18 protein-coding genes and 1 pseudogene are annotated in these 14,412 nt (G+C 60.1%); 11 read left to right on the forward strand and 8 right to left on the reverse strand.

The features are described from left to right. Positions 1–1,075: 1,075 nt before the first annotated feature. Both AC0X69_RS21485 and AC0X69_RS21490 read left to right on the forward strand, forming a co-directional pair. Entirely contained in the window at positions 1,076–1,507 is a 432-nt protein-coding gene (locus tag AC0X69_RS21485) for a hypothetical protein (protein WP_109026923.1), read from the forward strand. Between the two features lie 23 nt (positions 1,508–1,530). Further along, positions 1,531–1,935 carry a J domain-containing protein gene (locus AC0X69_RS21490; protein WP_192879626.1) on the forward strand — a complete coding sequence of 135 codons (405 nt, stop codon included), beginning with the start codon at positions 1,531–1,533 and terminating at the stop codon, positions 1,933–1,935. A 94-nt stretch (positions 1,936–2,029) separates the two neighbouring features. On the opposite strand, the gene AC0X69_RS21495 is transcribed toward AC0X69_RS21490, so the two are convergent. Both AC0X69_RS21495 and AC0X69_RS21500 read right to left on the reverse strand, forming a co-directional pair. Beyond that, positions 2,030–2,296, reverse strand: coding sequence for a hypothetical protein (locus AC0X69_RS21495; RefSeq protein WP_109026924.1), 267 nt, complete (start codon positions 2,294–2,296; stop codon positions 2,030–2,032). A gap of 105 nt (positions 2,297–2,401) precedes the next feature. Next, positions 2,402–2,833, reverse strand: coding sequence for a cupin domain-containing protein (locus tag AC0X69_RS21500; protein WP_158273655.1), 432 nt, complete (start codon positions 2,831–2,833; stop codon positions 2,402–2,404). 425 nt (positions 2,834–3,258) lie between these two features. On the opposite strand from AC0X69_RS21500, the gene AC0X69_RS21505 reads away from it, so the two are divergent. After that, positions 3,259–3,447 (forward strand): NepR family anti-sigma factor, encoded by a 189-nt coding sequence (locus AC0X69_RS21505; RefSeq protein WP_245435103.1) that lies wholly within the window; start codon positions 3,259–3,261, stop codon positions 3,445–3,447. 265 nt (positions 3,448–3,712) lie between these two features. On the opposite strand, the gene AC0X69_RS21510 is transcribed toward AC0X69_RS21505, so the two are convergent. Both AC0X69_RS21510 and AC0X69_RS21515 read right to left on the reverse strand, forming a co-directional pair. Beyond that, entirely contained in the window at positions 3,713–4,183 is a 471-nt protein-coding gene (locus AC0X69_RS21510; RefSeq protein WP_109026938.1) for an Hsp20/alpha crystallin family protein, read from the reverse strand. Between the two features lie 198 nt (positions 4,184–4,381). Further along, positions 4,382–4,579, reverse strand: a pseudogene (locus AC0X69_RS21515) (ATP-binding protein); the annotation flags it as partial. Positions 4,580–4,912: 333 nt separating this feature from the next. Here AC0X69_RS21515 and AC0X69_RS21520 point away from each other — a divergent pair. The 4 genes from AC0X69_RS21520 (at position 4,913) to AC0X69_RS21535 (ending at position 6,384) form a co-directional block, all read left to right on the forward strand. Then, positions 4,913–5,365: a hypothetical protein gene (locus tag AC0X69_RS21520; RefSeq protein WP_109026941.1), complete on the forward strand. Its 453-nt coding sequence runs from the start codon at positions 4,913–4,915 to the stop codon at positions 5,363–5,365. Continuing rightward, a complete protein-coding gene (locus tag AC0X69_RS21525; RefSeq protein WP_109026945.1) occupies positions 5,355–5,546 on the forward strand; it encodes a hypothetical protein in 192 nt (63 codons plus the stop codon). The genes AC0X69_RS21520 and AC0X69_RS21525 overlap by 11 nt, the downstream gene beginning before the upstream one ends. A 262-nt stretch (positions 5,547–5,808) precedes the next feature. Then, positions 5,809–6,045, forward strand: a complete 237-nt coding sequence (locus AC0X69_RS21530) for a hypothetical protein (protein ID WP_124740580.1) — start codon at positions 5,809–5,811, stop codon at positions 6,043–6,045. A gap of 108 nt (positions 6,046–6,153) precedes the next feature. Continuing rightward, on the forward strand, positions 6,154–6,384 hold the full coding sequence (locus AC0X69_RS21535; protein WP_124740581.1) for a hypothetical protein: 231 nt from the start codon (positions 6,154–6,156) through the stop codon (positions 6,382–6,384). A 23-nt stretch (positions 6,385–6,407) separates the two neighbouring features. Here AC0X69_RS21535 and smbP read toward each other — a convergent pair whose 3' ends face one another. Further along, positions 6,408–6,662, reverse strand: coding sequence for a small metal-binding protein SmbP (smbP, locus tag AC0X69_RS21540; RefSeq protein WP_482613581.1), 255 nt, complete (start codon positions 6,660–6,662; stop codon positions 6,408–6,410). A gap of 248 nt (positions 6,663–6,910) precedes the next feature. On the opposite strand from smbP, the gene AC0X69_RS21545 reads away from it, so the two are divergent. Beyond that, positions 6,911–7,336 carry a universal stress protein gene (locus AC0X69_RS21545; protein ID WP_109026984.1) on the forward strand — a complete coding sequence of 142 codons (426 nt, stop codon included), beginning with the start codon at positions 6,911–6,913 and terminating at the stop codon, positions 7,334–7,336. Between the two features lie 609 nt (positions 7,337–7,945). Here AC0X69_RS21545 and AC0X69_RS21550 read toward each other — a convergent pair. After that, the gene (locus tag AC0X69_RS21550) at positions 7,946–8,245 is read right to left on the reverse strand and encodes a putative quinol monooxygenase (RefSeq protein WP_109026961.1); all 300 of its coding nucleotides are present in this window, start codon (positions 8,243–8,245) and stop codon (positions 7,946–7,948) included. A 385-nt stretch (positions 8,246–8,630) separates the two neighbouring features. Between AC0X69_RS21550 and AC0X69_RS21555 the strand changes: the two genes are divergently transcribed. After that, positions 8,631–9,818: an integrase core domain-containing protein gene (locus tag AC0X69_RS21555; RefSeq protein ID WP_109026963.1), complete on the forward strand. Its 1,188-nt coding sequence runs from the start codon at positions 8,631–8,633 to the stop codon at positions 9,816–9,818. 128 nt (positions 9,819–9,946) lie between these two features. On the opposite strand, the gene scpB is transcribed toward AC0X69_RS21555, so the two are convergent. Both scpB and AC0X69_RS21565 read right to left on the reverse strand, forming a co-directional pair. Next, positions 9,947–10,669 carry an SMC-Scp complex subunit ScpB gene (gene scpB / locus AC0X69_RS21560; RefSeq protein WP_109026966.1) on the reverse strand — a complete coding sequence of 241 codons (723 nt, stop codon included), beginning with the start codon at positions 10,667–10,669 and terminating at the stop codon, positions 9,947–9,949. A gap of 18 nt (positions 10,670–10,687) precedes the next feature. Next, on the reverse strand, positions 10,688–11,728 hold the full coding sequence (locus tag AC0X69_RS21565) for a DUF1403 family protein (protein WP_164479500.1): 1,041 nt from the start codon (positions 11,726–11,728) through the stop codon (positions 10,688–10,690). A gap of 151 nt (positions 11,729–11,879) precedes the next feature. Here AC0X69_RS21565 and AC0X69_RS21570 point away from each other — a divergent pair, with 151 nt between their 5' ends. Then, complete coding sequence (locus AC0X69_RS21570) at positions 11,880–13,541, forward strand: TnsB C-terminal domain-containing protein (RefSeq protein ID WP_124740569.1); 1,662 nt, start codon at positions 11,880–11,882, stop codon at positions 13,539–13,541. Further along, positions 13,531–14,412 (forward strand): TniB family NTP-binding protein, encoded by an 882-nt coding sequence (locus tag AC0X69_RS21575; protein ID WP_124740570.1) that lies wholly within the window; start codon positions 13,531–13,533, stop codon positions 14,410–14,412. Before AC0X69_RS21570 ends, AC0X69_RS21575 begins: the two co-directional genes overlap by 11 nt.

The raw sequence follows: 14,412 nt of genomic DNA on the forward strand, positions 1-14,412 counted from the left end.
CGCCCATGCTTGTGTTGAGCCGCCCTCTTCTGCCTCGTCATCCATAACAATCGAGGGTATGAGCGCCTTTAAGCGCCAGGCCCATGAATACTTGTCCGAGCCTTCGGGCTCGTCGAGCGAGAAGATGCGGCGAGCGTCGGTGTGCGGTTCAGGCGGGCTGACTTTTCAAAGGTCAAACAGACCGACAGCTAGGCTCAGGACCTATCAATTTTGATTGAGGCGCGATTCAAAGTCTCCGAGATGGAGGCTTTGATGAATGATTTGTTTTTTGCTCAGCGCGCGCCAGATGGCACGGATATCGCCGTATTTTCCGTTGGCGCACGGAGTGCGGCGGGTTGACGATCGTCGGGTAGTCAGCTGAATCGTCTATGTGATCAAGCATGGTCTGCAACGGATGGATGCGCCCAAAGACTGTGGGCCGCACAAGACTCTCTTCAACCGGTTCATCCGCTAGCGGCTCGGGGTCTTCGACCGCATCTTCGCGGCGGTCGTCGGCGAACGCCCCAAGTCCAAGCGCATCATGATCGACTCGACGCATCTGAAGGCGCATCGCTCCCCCGCAAGCCTTTTAAAAAAGGGTTCTTTCCCGTTGGGAAGATCAGCTTGATGCTCTGTGGACAGACCTTCTGATGTTTTGGAACGCCGACGGCACAATTGAGGCTGCGCGTGTCGAGCCCATGCCGGAACGGGGCGATGGCCTATGTCGCGCGGGACCCGTTGCAGGTGTTGCAGGCTTCCGCGCATGGCGTCGCTAATGTCGTCGCCTTCCTCGCCGATATCACCATTAACGGCGTGAACGTGCTCGCCTCTTAATGGACGAGAAGGACGTGCCTTCGATCGATCTTTACTGAGCGCCTTCGGGCGCTCCTTTTTTGTCTGCTGTGCGCGCGGCTTCTGACGCCTTGACTCGTTAGCAAAGCCGCGCTTCCCTTCCCCGATATTTGAGGGGGATCACACGCGGATCATCGCCGTTTTATTTGCGCTTCTTCCGTCGCTAGCTTTTGCCGATGACATCACGCCGGACAGCTTCGCTAACCGGCTCAAGGCCGACGCGCTGAAGCTCACCGTCAACAGCATGCTGGCGCAAAGCAATACGCTCTACATTCAAGGGACGCCCACAGGCGATCCAATTCCTATTGCCGCTCGCATTGCATACACTATTGAAAATAATTCAGGCATGCCTCTGAGCTTGGCCGTTAAGCGCAGGGGCATCTCAGCTGGTCCTTGCTCAGAGGTCGAAAGCGGCTCGGGGCTCGAACTATTCGATGACGCACTGGCGATCCAGTTGCAGCGCAACAAATCGTATCGCGATCGTGTCATGCGCTTCGTTCCCGACAAGGCGCGCGTGTCAGGAACGATCGTGATGGAAAACACGAGCTGCAAGCCGAGTGACGTTTCGGGCATGACGACCGTGCCCGTTACGATCACCGTCATGGTCGCGAACGAAAACAATTTTCTCGCGGTCCCATTGCAGACGGATGCGCGCCTAACCGTGCGCGGCAATTAGAAACGTTTCCCACCGTCGGTAGCATGACGAGCACCGATCCATACAGTATCCTCGGCGTCGCGCGATCTGCGACGGCCGTGGAGATCAAGGCGGCGTATCGGCTGCTCGCGCACGAGCGACACCCCGACAAGAAGAGCGGATCGCACGAAGCATTCGTCCAACTGACCGCAGCCTATGAGTACGCGCTCGCCCGATGCGGACGGCCGGCGGGCTCTTCCGCGAGCACTTCCCCACCGCCACGGCAGGAATCCTTTGACGAGTTCATGGCGCGCACGTATCGGCACTGGGAGCGCTCCTCCCAGGAGCGAGAGGAATATTTTCGGCGAACGCATGCACATGCGCCATTCCGGCTTTTGTGGTGGCGTCTATCTCACGACTTGCTCGCCGCCGCGCACGACCTGGCAAAGCTTCTCCGTCGTAAATCATAATAGAACGCACCGCGTCTGATCGCGACGATCCTCGACGAGGCGCGACAGGCCCCGACGAGCCATCACATGTCGTGACCTGTCGCTCACCGCTGGTTTAAAGAGGATAGTCGCGCGCAGGATCGATCCCGGCGTCCGTCAGGAATTTGCGCAGGGCGGCAATTTCGTCTTTTGGAAGGCTATGATGGACGTCGTGGAATCCATGGGAAAAGCCGCTCAGCGTCACCAATAAATGGTTGTGCCGAGTACGAGTTATTTCAGCTCCCAGCTCTTCCAACATTGACTTGACGATCTTTGGATCGATGTTGCTACTCATTGGATGCGCGAACAAGGCGTGCAGAATTGTCCGATGCTTATGGTTCATTTATTGAACTTCCCGCTCATCTCAAAGGTCTATCATTTCGCACGGTGCACGCAGCTGCGACAACGAGACTTGCCCTTTGCATCTGAACCATCCCGGGGTTCTGGTTTATTTCGCCGGAACCGGGATCGCCGAACCTTTGCCTTCCGGCGCGCTGGCGGGCAGCAGTTCGAAGGTCAGAAGTTCGACCGGAGCTGCGCCAGTGTTGCTCGATTCATGGGCGACCGAGCCGGTCTCTGCGAAACAATCGCCCGCCCTGTAAATGGTCGGCGTTCCGCCGAGCGTATAGGTCATCTCCCCGGAAAGGACGCAGCGCAGCCCCGGCCCGAGGTGAAGATGCGCATGCATGTAGCCCCCTGGGTCGATGGTCGTCTGCGTCACGCGGATACGGTACTTGCCGTTGAGCTCGGCGAGTTGGCCAAGGTCCGAGAGTTCAGCTTTGATTTTCTGGTGAAAGCCTTTGATCTCTACTTCGTCCGCCTTGGCGCTGGCCGAGGCGGCAAGGAACAAGATGGCGAAAGCGACGACGAAGTTCAACATAGACGCCTCCAAATGCGCGCGCCACAATCGTCGCGCAAAGCTCTCCTCGGTTTCAGTCTTCGGCAGCTTAACGTTGGTCGTCGCTAAGTCCGCGGCGGGCGCGTGGCTTGAAACAGCGACTGGCGGGCAGCGCCGCATCATAATTGTGGAGTCTTCGTTTTCAACACTTCAGCTTGAGCTCCGCCTTCGCAGCAATCACCCACAACGCCGTGCTTTGCTAGTCTAGATGCCCATACCCGCAGCCAATTTGTCATAAATTTTAAAAATCGGCGCTCACTTACACGCCACTGTCACTTCTTCATATTGTGGCCGCAACCCGAGCTGACCCTGAGTCTGTCATTTATGTCGCCTAAAGGTGTCAGATGGGTCAACCTCGCTTGCTCCCCCAAAAGGTCGAAGACCTAATCGGCGAACAGCTCCGCGCCATGTACGGTGACATCCTTGGTGAGCCGCTTCCAGATCGGTTTCTTGATCTCCTGGAGAGGCTAGAAACGGACAGGGTCTTGGTTTTCGGCGTCCCGGACCGCCAAAAAAAGCGCGACGCCTCAATAAATAGTCCAAAGGAGCGGGGTTTATTCAGCCGATTCGTCCGTCAACAGCTGAGGGCGGGCTAAGCGGAAAATCATGAAAGCGCTTCAGGCATAGGCCCTTTAGGCGAAAAATCGCCAGCAGAATCGACGCCGCCGAAATTCATGTGTCCGCCGAGTGTCGCTTACCGCGGCGGCGTCAATCCAGCGCCTGCTACTCGCGGGGACCTCAGAGGAGTTGCAAACTGTGCGGGTGGCGCAATCCTGCTTGTCGCAAGAAGGAATCACGACGCAGTTGCCTGAGCGCACGCGAGATTTACTCGCGTGCGAGTATTTGTCTTGCGCCCTCCAATCAGGATTGCTTCGGAGGCTGGCCGGCCTGGATTTCGATTGTCTTGGCGGCGCTAGCGGCTTCGGCAGGTTTCTTGACGGTGACGTGGAGAACGCCCTTGTCTAAATGCGCCTCCACGGCTCCGTCAGCGGGAGTGAATGGCAAGGACATTGAGCGATAGAACGAGCCGTAGCTGCGCTCCTCGACGTGCCACTCCTTCTCGTCCCTTTGGCTTTCTTCTTTTTTCTCGCCGGCGATGGTGAGCCGGTTGCCTTCTAAGCCTACTTTAATGTCTTTTTCTTCGACGCCGGGAAGTTCGGCCGTCACCTCGATGGCGTTAACCGTTTCGGCGACGTTAATCGCAGGCGCTTTCGCTCCGACACTCAGGGTCGGAAGACCGGTATCGAAGATACGAAACGCATCTTCCATCTCGCGTCGGAGCGAACGAAAGGGGTCTATGTCCTGACGGGACCACAGGCTCGGCAATCTCATTGTGCTCTCCTAGGATATGCGAACGCCAATGCCCGCTCCCAAGCTGTCAATCAGCATTGAACCGGGACCCCAGATCGGCGCCGAAAAGGGACCCCTTTTCAGGCATGCGTTTTGTGCCGTAGTCGGCGTGACGGAGGGAGGGCGTAGCCCGACCGGAGTTACGCCGACTACGGCAGCGGCCTGGGCGGCGCGTCGGCCTCAGGCGCGGTTTTCGAAGCGCCAGCTTTCGTTGCCGGTTTCGACGATGTCGCAGTGATGGGTGAGGCGGTCGAGGAGAGCGGTCGTCATCTTGGCGTCGCCGAAGACGCTGGGCCATTCGCCGAAGGCGAGATTGGTTGTGACGATCACTGAGGTGCGCTCATAGAGCCGGCTGACGAGGTGGAAGAGGAGTTGGCCAGAGCGTCGGCGGCTCCTGTCGGGAATGGTTCGCCAAGGCGCTGTCCTCCGAATGGAAGAAGGCCAAGGCGTCTCGCCTGCGCGAGGAAAGCAACGTCGGCCTTCCGGTCCGTTCCTGCGTTGCCGACCGGCCTGCGCCGCGCATGCCCCTATGCCGCCTCTACACCACGCATTCCGGCCGCCTCGCCGGATCATTCGCGGCCTGAACTTCAAGAGGGACCGCATGATAAGCGGCCGGGAAGAGATCTCGCGAACCCCACTCCCGGCCTGACCACAACGCAAACGGAGCTTCACATCATGGCTAAACTGTCTCATACACCATCGCGGCGGGCCATGCTCGCCGGCCTCGCCGCTGCGCCCGTCGCAGGGCTTCCTGCCATTGCTGGCGTCGTCGCGGACGATGATCCGCTGCTTGAGGCTCTCGCAGAATACGAGCGCCTGCACGCGATCGAACGGACTGCTTGGGAAGCCGTGGCGGACGCCGCGCCCACGAGCAATAGGCTCCCGGAAGTTGTCTTTAATGGCAATCGCGTCTTCAGCATTCTCCATCTCGAAACCATGCGCGAAAGCAGCATGGGAATGACAGACGAAGAAATAGACGACACGATTGCGCGCCTCCGCAAAGGCAACGCCACAATGCGTGCTGAAGCCGCCGGCCTTGAGCCAGAATACCAGAACGCGCGCGCCGTTCTAGAAGCCCACAACGCATATGCGCAGAATGCCGAGACGAGCGAGGTATTAGATGCGGAGTCGGCCGCGCAGAAGGCGCAAGATAATGCGAACTGAAGCGCAGCGGGCGGTCTTCGAATCCACACCGACGACGCTCGCGGGCGCCTTACGGCTGCTCCGTCGCCTCGCTGACTTTCTCGACGAAGACGACGTGGTCAATGACATGCTTGTCGGCGACATGATCGGCGACTCCGTCCGCAACGCCGTCGCGGTGTTAGAGCGGGAAGCGCAGTCATGAGCTTCGACAACGACAACGCCTCCGCGGCGCCGCTCTTTATCGAATTGCGCCCCGGCATGCGCAAGGCGCTCGCCGACGCCGTGGACGCGTTCTTGAACCTGTTGGACCAGATCGACGCCGTCCGGACCAGGCGCACTGGGCCGAAGGAGCTAGCGACGACCGCGAGGACGAAAGCGAGCTGCTTGAGCCGACCGGCGATGAGGAGCCAACGCTCGGCGCGACGACCGCCGTCAATCAGCAACATGCTTGGGCCGCGTCTCGCGTGGCCGATGCGGTCGACGAAGCCGAGCCGTCGCTCGGCTGGACGGGCCATGGGAGCGGCCATCCCGAGATGGCGCTGCGCGGCTATGACGACGATCGGGAGAGGACTACAGGGCCGCGCGACGAAGAAGAGGACGACAGCGACAAAGGAGAGCTGGACGGCGACTATATGGACTCTTGGTTCAATTCGCCGCACCTGCCAGGCGGCAATGGCACGGTGCGGAGACCATGCCGATGACTGACCTGAGCAACGTCAAGGCGCGGCCATGCGAACGTCTCGGCGCATCGTCGAGAGCGCCGAGCGCTGCGCCATCAAGGCGGACGATTTGCGGAGAAGGCTGAGGCCGTGACTTACGACCGCACCGCGATCATGCGGGACGCCCACAAGCGATTCCGAGACGGCAAGCGCCTCGGGCTCGGCTGGACGTTCGGGGCAATGCTTGGCCACGGCATGGGCGGCTTCGAAAGATCGGCGCAAGGCTCATGCCCGGGGATTTGCGGCGTAGGCTTCGAGCCCTACATCATCCCGAGCGCCGAAATTCGTCGTCGGCGCAACAGAACGCCCCGCCGTGGATGAAACGGCGGGTTTTGCTGTTTGGGTTATTTCTGCGCCGCTTCCAGATGCGTCAACGCCTCTTCGGCGTGTCCGGTCGCAGCTTTGGCGTCCTTTTTATTGCCTTCCGTAATTGACGCCTTCAGATGGGTAATTCCTTCCTTGGTGTGCTCATTCTTCTTCGCTTTTTCCGCCGCTTCAGCGTGTTTAAGCGCGGCTTCGGCGTGCGTCACCAACACATCCGCATGACCTTGTTTGCCGTGGTCGATCGCTTCCTTGGTGTGGCTAATCGCCTCGGCCAAATGATCCTCGGCGAGCGCGACGCGGGGCGCTACGAAGGCCGCGACTCCAAGACCCAGCGCGAGTACAAAAATTCTGCGGTTCATTGAAATATCCTCCCACTAGCCATTCCTCGGAAGGGAATGCCGGCAGGATCATAATCCACAATTTGCGGGAGTCGATTGTGGCGATTGACGCGGCGGCAAGATACGCGAAGGAGTATTAGAGTTCGGCATCTAGCTGCCTTAAAGGGTCAGCCAGGGAGGCGATGATGTTCAAAAATATTCTTGTCGCGATCGATCTCACCGAATCTGAGATGACCAAGCAGGCGATCGACAAAGCGGCAGCGCTCGCCAGGGCTTTCAATAGCGAACTCAGGCTGGTCAATGTGCAGACGCTTATTCCCATTGCCTTCCTCGACTACGTCAAGGGAAATTTCGACAAGGATATTCGGCAAGGCCTTGAGAAGGAGATCGCGGCCCTAGCGGCTAGCATCGATCATCCGACCGGCCGAATCTCGACCGTTGTGCTGTTCGGTCCCGTCTATCAAAAGGTTCTGGCGGAGGCCGAGGAGTGGGGCGCCGAAGTCATCGTCGTAGGCTCCCACCGGCCAGGAATGGATCGGTTTCTCATTGGCTCCAACGCCGGCGCCATCGTACACCACGCAAAGTGCTCAGTGCTCGTCGTGCGGCAGTAGCGTCTTCGCCCCAACCGTCTTGGCGCGGGCGTTTTAATGTCGCCGGCAGCTCGTTGAGCGGACTCTTCCACTAAAGAGGCAACAAGGCCCCAGCGCATCGGGACAAGCTCATTGCCGCCAGCCGCTGGCCGGATGACTTCAATCTGCGTCGTAGGGCGATGTTGTAGCGCGGCTGGCCGATTAGGTCGGCGATGCGCTGGAACTCTTCCCAGGAGAGAGTAGACCGCTAGGGTGTGTCACCCCCGCGCCCGATATGGCGGCCAATCTGGCATCAGATGAACGTCCGGGAGCCGCAGACGGAGCAGACAAAGCGGCGCACCTCGCCAGGGCAACGAACGGCGTTCCCGGCGCCGTCCGCATGGCATCGAAGGCGACCTTGCCGTGATGGGCGCGCCTGCACAGGGACCCGCTGTCGGACCCCGTCACCGTCGCGCTAAACCTTGTATCGGAAACCGCCGCTGCCATTAGGCAGTCCGAAGAGCAAATCGGCCCATGCGCTCCAGCACTTGCCGTGCGGGAAGCGGAATTGGCCACATCGACAGGCCGCGCGGATGAAGCCGAGGCGGGCATGCAAAAAGTCGTCGACGCGATCGGTGCGTTTTTGTGTTGTCAGCCCAGCTTTGCCGCCAGCACGTCAACCTTCCCGATTTTGGGTGGCTGCGAGAAAAGCTCCGGCGCTTTCGCCATGAGCGCTTTCGCGACTTCCCCAGCAAGATGAGCGTCTCTGCCGGCTTCGTCATTGAAAACGTCGAAAATGGCGAAAGTGGTGGGTGACACTCGGATCGCGAACCACGACACTGTGCCGGGCTCTGCTTCCACGAGCGGCAGCGCCGATTTCAAGAACGCTGCAACCTCGTGCTCCTTGCCGATCTTCGCCTCCAGCGTCGCCAAGATGCCAAATTTCACCATTGCGACCTCCTCAAGACCGACGGTTTCAGGCCGTCAGTTTGCACCAAGCGTCCGCAGATGGCGGCAGCATAGCATTAACTATGGCGGCTGGTCGCGGTTGCCTGCATCGCTCCGCGCGTACGAACCGGCCCGCGCCGAGCCAAAAGTGCTCGGCGACTGGCCTTCCCACCGCACCTCCAGCCGGCCGGCGACGACCGGGCTTTTTCGTGGGCGGAGGGACGGAATCCGCTGACGTTCGCCGACGCTTATCCGGCAAATGTTGGCACGAAGCGGCGCTCGACGCAGTCTATTATCACAACTTATTGTGAGCGACCTGAGAGATGGGTGACAGTTTGTTCCGGACACATGGGTGACACCTCCCGCCAGTCTAGGCGGGAGGTGTCGAATGCCCTGGAAGGGGTGTTCGGTTATGGAAGAGCGTCTTCGGTTCGTCGCGCGTCTGCTCGACGGCGAGGCGATGAGCGATGTGTGCCGGGAGTTCGGCATCTCGCGCAAGACGGGATACAAAATCTTCGATCGTTACAAGGAGCACGGCCTCGAGGCGCTCACCGACCGCTCGCGGCGGCCGGTGCGCTACGCCAACCAGCTGCCCGAGCAGATTGAAAGCCTCATCCTGCGCTGCAAGCGTGAAAAGCCCCATTGGGGCGCGCGCAAGAATCGCGAGCTGCTGCTGCGCAAGCTCGACGGCGATTTCCGCGTCCCCGCCAACAGCACGATCCATGCGGTCTTGTGCCGGCACGGCCTCGTCAAGGCGCTCGGACGCCGCCGCCCGCGGGCGCAGGGCACGGAGCTTTCGCCCGGCCTTGCTCCCAATGATCTCTGGTGTGTGGACTTCAAGGGCGAGTTCAAGCTCGGCTCCGGACGCTACTGCTATCCGCTCACCGTCACCGATCACGCCTCGCGCTTCCTGCTGCTCTGCGAGGCGCTGGAATCGACCAGAGAGGACCCGGCGATCACCGCCTTCGGCCGGCTGTTTCGTGAGCGCGGCCTCCCCGGCGCCATCCGCTCCGACAATGGCGTTCCCTTCGCCAGCCCCAACGGCCTCTTCGGCCTCTCCAAGCTCTCCGTCTGGTGGCTGCGCCTGGGCGTCGAGATCGAGCGCATCAAGCCCGGCCATCCTCAGCAGAACGGCCGCCACGAGCGCATGCACCTGACCTTGAAGAAGGAGGCGACCCGTCCGCCCGGCATGAACAGCTTGCAGCAACAGGCCCGCTTCGACGCGTTCATCAAGGAGTTCAACGACGAAAGGCCGCACGAAGCGCTCGACATGAAGCGCCCGGCCGATGTCTATCGCCCGTCCGCCAAGCCCTATGACGGGAAATTACCGGAAATCGACTATCCGCTGCACGATCGCGACGTGATGGTCACCTCATGCGGGCGCATCTGCATGTATCGAAAGCGCGTCAACATCTCGTCCGTGCTCGCCGGTCAGCGCCTCGGAATCAAGGAAATCGACGACGGCATTTGGCTCGTCAGCTTCATGAGCTACGATCTCGGCTTCATCGATCTGGAGCAGAAAACCTTGCAACCCCTCGACAACCCCTTCGGCCCGAGGTTGTCACCCATGTCTTAGGAACAGACTGTTACCTATGTCTTCAGTCCGGACAATTGATTTTCTTGGCGCGCCAAAGGGGATTCGAACCCCTGTTTTCGCCGTGAAAGGACGACGAGCAGGCAGGGAGTTGCGAACCCTATCACCGGTCATTCCCAATGCTCTTCGAGATCCTCCTCTTCCGCGAAAAGAAGGGCGTCAAGATCGGCCTCCGGCTGCGGCCTCTCCAAAAGTCCCTCGTCTTCGAGCCGTTCGATGTCGGGGAGATCGCGCAGCGACGCGAGTCCGAAGACCTCTAGGAACTTCCTCGTCGTCACGTAGGCGAACGGCGCGCCGGGCTCCGGCGCGCGCAATGCGGCGTCGATCAGCCGATGGCGCTTGAGCGCTCCAATGACGTCGCGGCTGATTTCTCGCCCTGCAAACTGCGACAGCTCCGCGCGCGTCGCTGGCTGCAGATAGGCGATCGCCGTCACGGTGAGGAGTTCGGTCGGCGTCAGCGCTGGCGGTCCGGCGGCGTGGGCGCCGTTGTTCAGGACGCGAATGGCGTCGGCGTAGCGCGGTTTGGTGCGCAGTTGATAGCCGCCGGCGACGAGAACGAGGTCATAGGGCCTTGCCCGCAAATCTTCGCGAATGTCGCAAATCAAATCATCAAAATTGCAATCGCGCCCGACCAGTTTGGTGAGCGCGTCGCGCGTGACCGGCGACGGCGCGGCGAAGATCGCCGCTTCGACGCGCCCCATCCATTCGCGCCAGCGCATCGCCTGTGGCAGATCGGAAAGATCGGCGTCGAACAGCAAATCCCCATCGCGCCGCGGCACACGACGGTTTGGCGGCGGCGCACTGTCCTGTCGATGCGCCTTCATCGACGGCATGTCGGCATCCTTTTCATGTCACAGTCCGTAAAGTCGAAAATTGGCGCGACCGGAGAGTTCGCGCACGGCGCCAAGCGCCATCAACCGATCGAACAAACGCCGCGTGGCGCGATCGGAAAGGCCGGCCGACGTCGCCGCCCGCGTCGGCGAAACGCAATCGTCGGCGAGCAACAAATCGACGACGCGCGCCGCCTTTTTGGCGCGCAATTTTGGCGCAACGCTCAACAGTATATTGGAACGCCGCGACAGTTCTGTCGCCAGCGCGTAAGACTCTTGCGCCGCGCGCGCCATGGCGCGCGCGGCGCTCAAATCCCAATCGGCATCGCTCGGCCGTGGTCGGCGTCCGGTCGCCGTGCGCATCGATGGATGCGTGATCGTCGTCGCCAACAGCGGCAGCGGCGCCTGCCACGCGAGGCGCCGCGCCAACACAAGATCGGCGAACCACAGCGCAAAAATTTCGGCGTCGAATTGCGCCGCGTCACCGATGACGCCCAGCGCTAGCGCGCTCACGCGGGCCGCAGCATTGAGCGGATTCTCAGCTGTCGACCGCTCATCCACAAGGGCGGCGAGCGCTTCGCAATCGATGGCCGGCGGTAAATCGAGACAATCGGCCGCGACTCTCACGACGCGCGCATCGAGCCGCACAGAAGGCGTTGTGAACAGGCGCCACAGCCGATGCAGGCGGCCGCCGGGCGTCGGCGCCGCGTCGAAGCCGGCGAGATGTTCGGCGTCGCGCAGGGCGCCTTCGTCTTCGCGCAGACGCGCTATCGCGGCGCAGGCGGTTGCGGCGCGCAAGGCGAGGCGCTGCCGCAGGGCGCCGGCAAAAACGGGTTCGAGGCCTCCTTCCCCGAAGTTTTTGCCGGGGCTCGAAGCATCGGCGGCTCTTCCGTCGGCGCGCGAAACATCGGCGGAGCCGATTCCGGCGCGCGAAATATCGCCTCCGGGGCAACGCAAAAGCTGGTCGAGGCGGGCAAGACTGGCGCCGGCGGCGAAGAAGTGCGCGCTGGCCGCGTCGTGTTGAACGCCGCCGACCTTCGCCCACTGCGTGTCAGGACACATCAGAAATTGAGAAATCGGCCTGTTGAATTTCAATGCGTTACGAAACGCTGCTGATTTACGCGTATACATTTGAATTGAGAAAACGCCCGAATGATGTACAGTTGAATTGAGAATTTGCGGCTCAACCATTTCTCATGGACGCGGCCGAAAAATGAACAGCAATAATGAGAACGCGCCCTGCCCTGATGACGCCGACACGACGGGGTCCGACGACCCGCAGTGGTTAGAGGCATGTCGACGCGAGGAGGCCATCAGAGAATTGTTAGGCCGCTCCGCGGGCGACCGGCTACGAACAAGCGACGTCGAAGATGTTGCTTTGGACCTCGGGATCAGTCGCGCGACACTTTATCGCCTCGTCGCGATCTATCGCGAAACGCCCACCGTTGAGGCGCTTCAGCCGAAGCCGCGAGGCCGATCGAAAGGGGCGCTCGCTCTCGACAAATCGCGTCATAAGTTGATCCGCCAGACGATCCGGGAAGTCTATCTGAAGCCGCAGCGTCCAACGCTGACCCACCTCGTCGAACAAATCCATTTGCGTTTCGTCCAGCACGGATGGCCATTGCCAGATCGTCGAACGATCAAGACGCGCGTCGATGACATCGAGAGGCGATTGGTCGCGCGTAAACGGAAGGACAAACGCGCGATCAAAGCGACAACGCCAGTTCCGGGCGAATACAAAGCCTCCCGGCCGCTCGAGGTGGTTCAGATCGATCACACGCTCGTCGATCTCATCGTCGTTCACGAAGAGACGCGCGAACCGCTCGCACGCCCTTGGCTGACGCTGGCGATCGATGTGTTTACGCGAATGATTACGGGCTTTCATCTTTCGATGGATCCCCCTTCACGGCTTTCCGTGAGCCTCTGCGTTCTCCATGGCGTTTACGACAAGACAGCCTGGTTGCAGGAACGTGAGATCGACGCGACATGGCCAGTCGCCGGCTTGCCAGAGGCCTTTCACGTCGACAATGGCGCAGATTTCAGAAGCAAGGCTTTCATTCGCGGTTGTCGCAACGAAGGCGTCGATATCATTTGGCGCCCGCCTGGCGAACCGCATTACGGCGGTCATATCGAACGGCTGATCGGAACGATGATGGGTCAGATGCATCTTCTGCCCGGCACTTCATTTGGAAATCCGATCGAACGAGGGTCCTACGATCCGAAAAAGAATTCAGCCATGTCGTTGCGAGAGCTCGAATGCTTTCTCGGCTGGGAGATTGCGGGCGGCTATCACGACCGAATACACAGCACCTTGATGCGCTCACCATTGGCAGTCTGGCGCGAACATGAGGCGCGGATCAATCTGCGCATGCCGCATGATCGAATGGCCTTCTGGGTTTCGTTATTGCCCGAGGCGTATCGAACACTCAGGCCAGACGGCGTCTGGTTGCATGGATTGCCATACTGGTCGAACGTTTTAAGCGCCGATCTCGGAGGCGCCAAACGCGAGCTTTTAGTCAAATATGATCCCCGAGATATTTCAAGAATTTTTGTTCAGCGTCCTTCCGGGCGTTTCGTCGAAGCCCGGAGCCGCGATCTTACGTGCCCATCAATAAGTCTCCGCGAATGGAAACTACGTCGGCGCGAAACGCGAGCGCAAGCGCGCGCGGAACGCGAACCGAACCAGTGGATCACTACTGCAAAGGCCAAGCGTCGCATTGTTGACGATGCAATAAGGAAGACGGCGCAGGCCCGCCGCGACCCGCAGCCCAAAAACAAGATTTCGGTGGATGACGAAGGATTCGGCTCGCTCAAGGGCATCGACTCGCGCACTCCTTCCATTCTGGAAATCGCGGAGAAGCAGCGTGATCGATAGGGCCGCCCACGTCACGGACGAAGTTGCAAGTCTTCTCGACGCATCTAATGACGCGCGGATCCAATTTATTCGATCAAAGCCGTGGGTCCACTATCCAAAAGCAAAACATATCGTCGATTTGATTCAGGGTCTCCCGACTCACCCGCGCACGACGCGAATGCCGTCAATCGCCGTCTATGGCGACAGCGGCATGGGAAAATCGATGATCGTCGGGCGCTTCAAGCACGACCAGATGCTCGCTTTCGATGCAGCAACAGCCGACGCACGACGTAAATTTCTCGTTGTGGAGTTGGCGGGCGGGCCGGGCGAGCGGCGCCTTTATGCACAAATTCTCTCTGCACTTGGCGCCCCTTCCAATCCGCGCGCGACAATTGTCGCATTAGAGCAGACGACAATTCGACTATTGCGAGCCGTGGGCGTTCAAGTCCTGCTGATAGATGAAATTCATAATATCATCGCCGGTTCATGGCGCGAGCAGCGTGTCGTTCTGAACACGCTTCGTTTCTTGAGTAACGAGCTTCAGCTTTCGCTTGTCTGCTTCGGCATCACGGAAGCACGTGAGGCGATCAACGGCGACGTACAGCTTGCCAGACGCTTTGATGTTGTCACGTTGCCGCGCTGGAAAGCCGATGACGAGTTTCAGCAACTCGTCCTTGCCATTCTCCGCAATCTCCCGCTTCGTCAGCCGAGCATTCTGACGGCGCGCGGTCTCAAACGAATTCTTCGAGTGACTGAAGGCGTAACGTCAAAAATATTCCGCCTTGTGAATGAAGTCGCGATCCAGGCTATCGAGACAGGAACGGAACGACTAACCGACGAAGCCATTGATGATTGGAGGCCTATCAGCGAGGAGGAAGCCGCGTTCCAATGA

The sequence above is a fragment of the Methylocystis sp. Uni0008 genome, assembly GCF_056838045.1.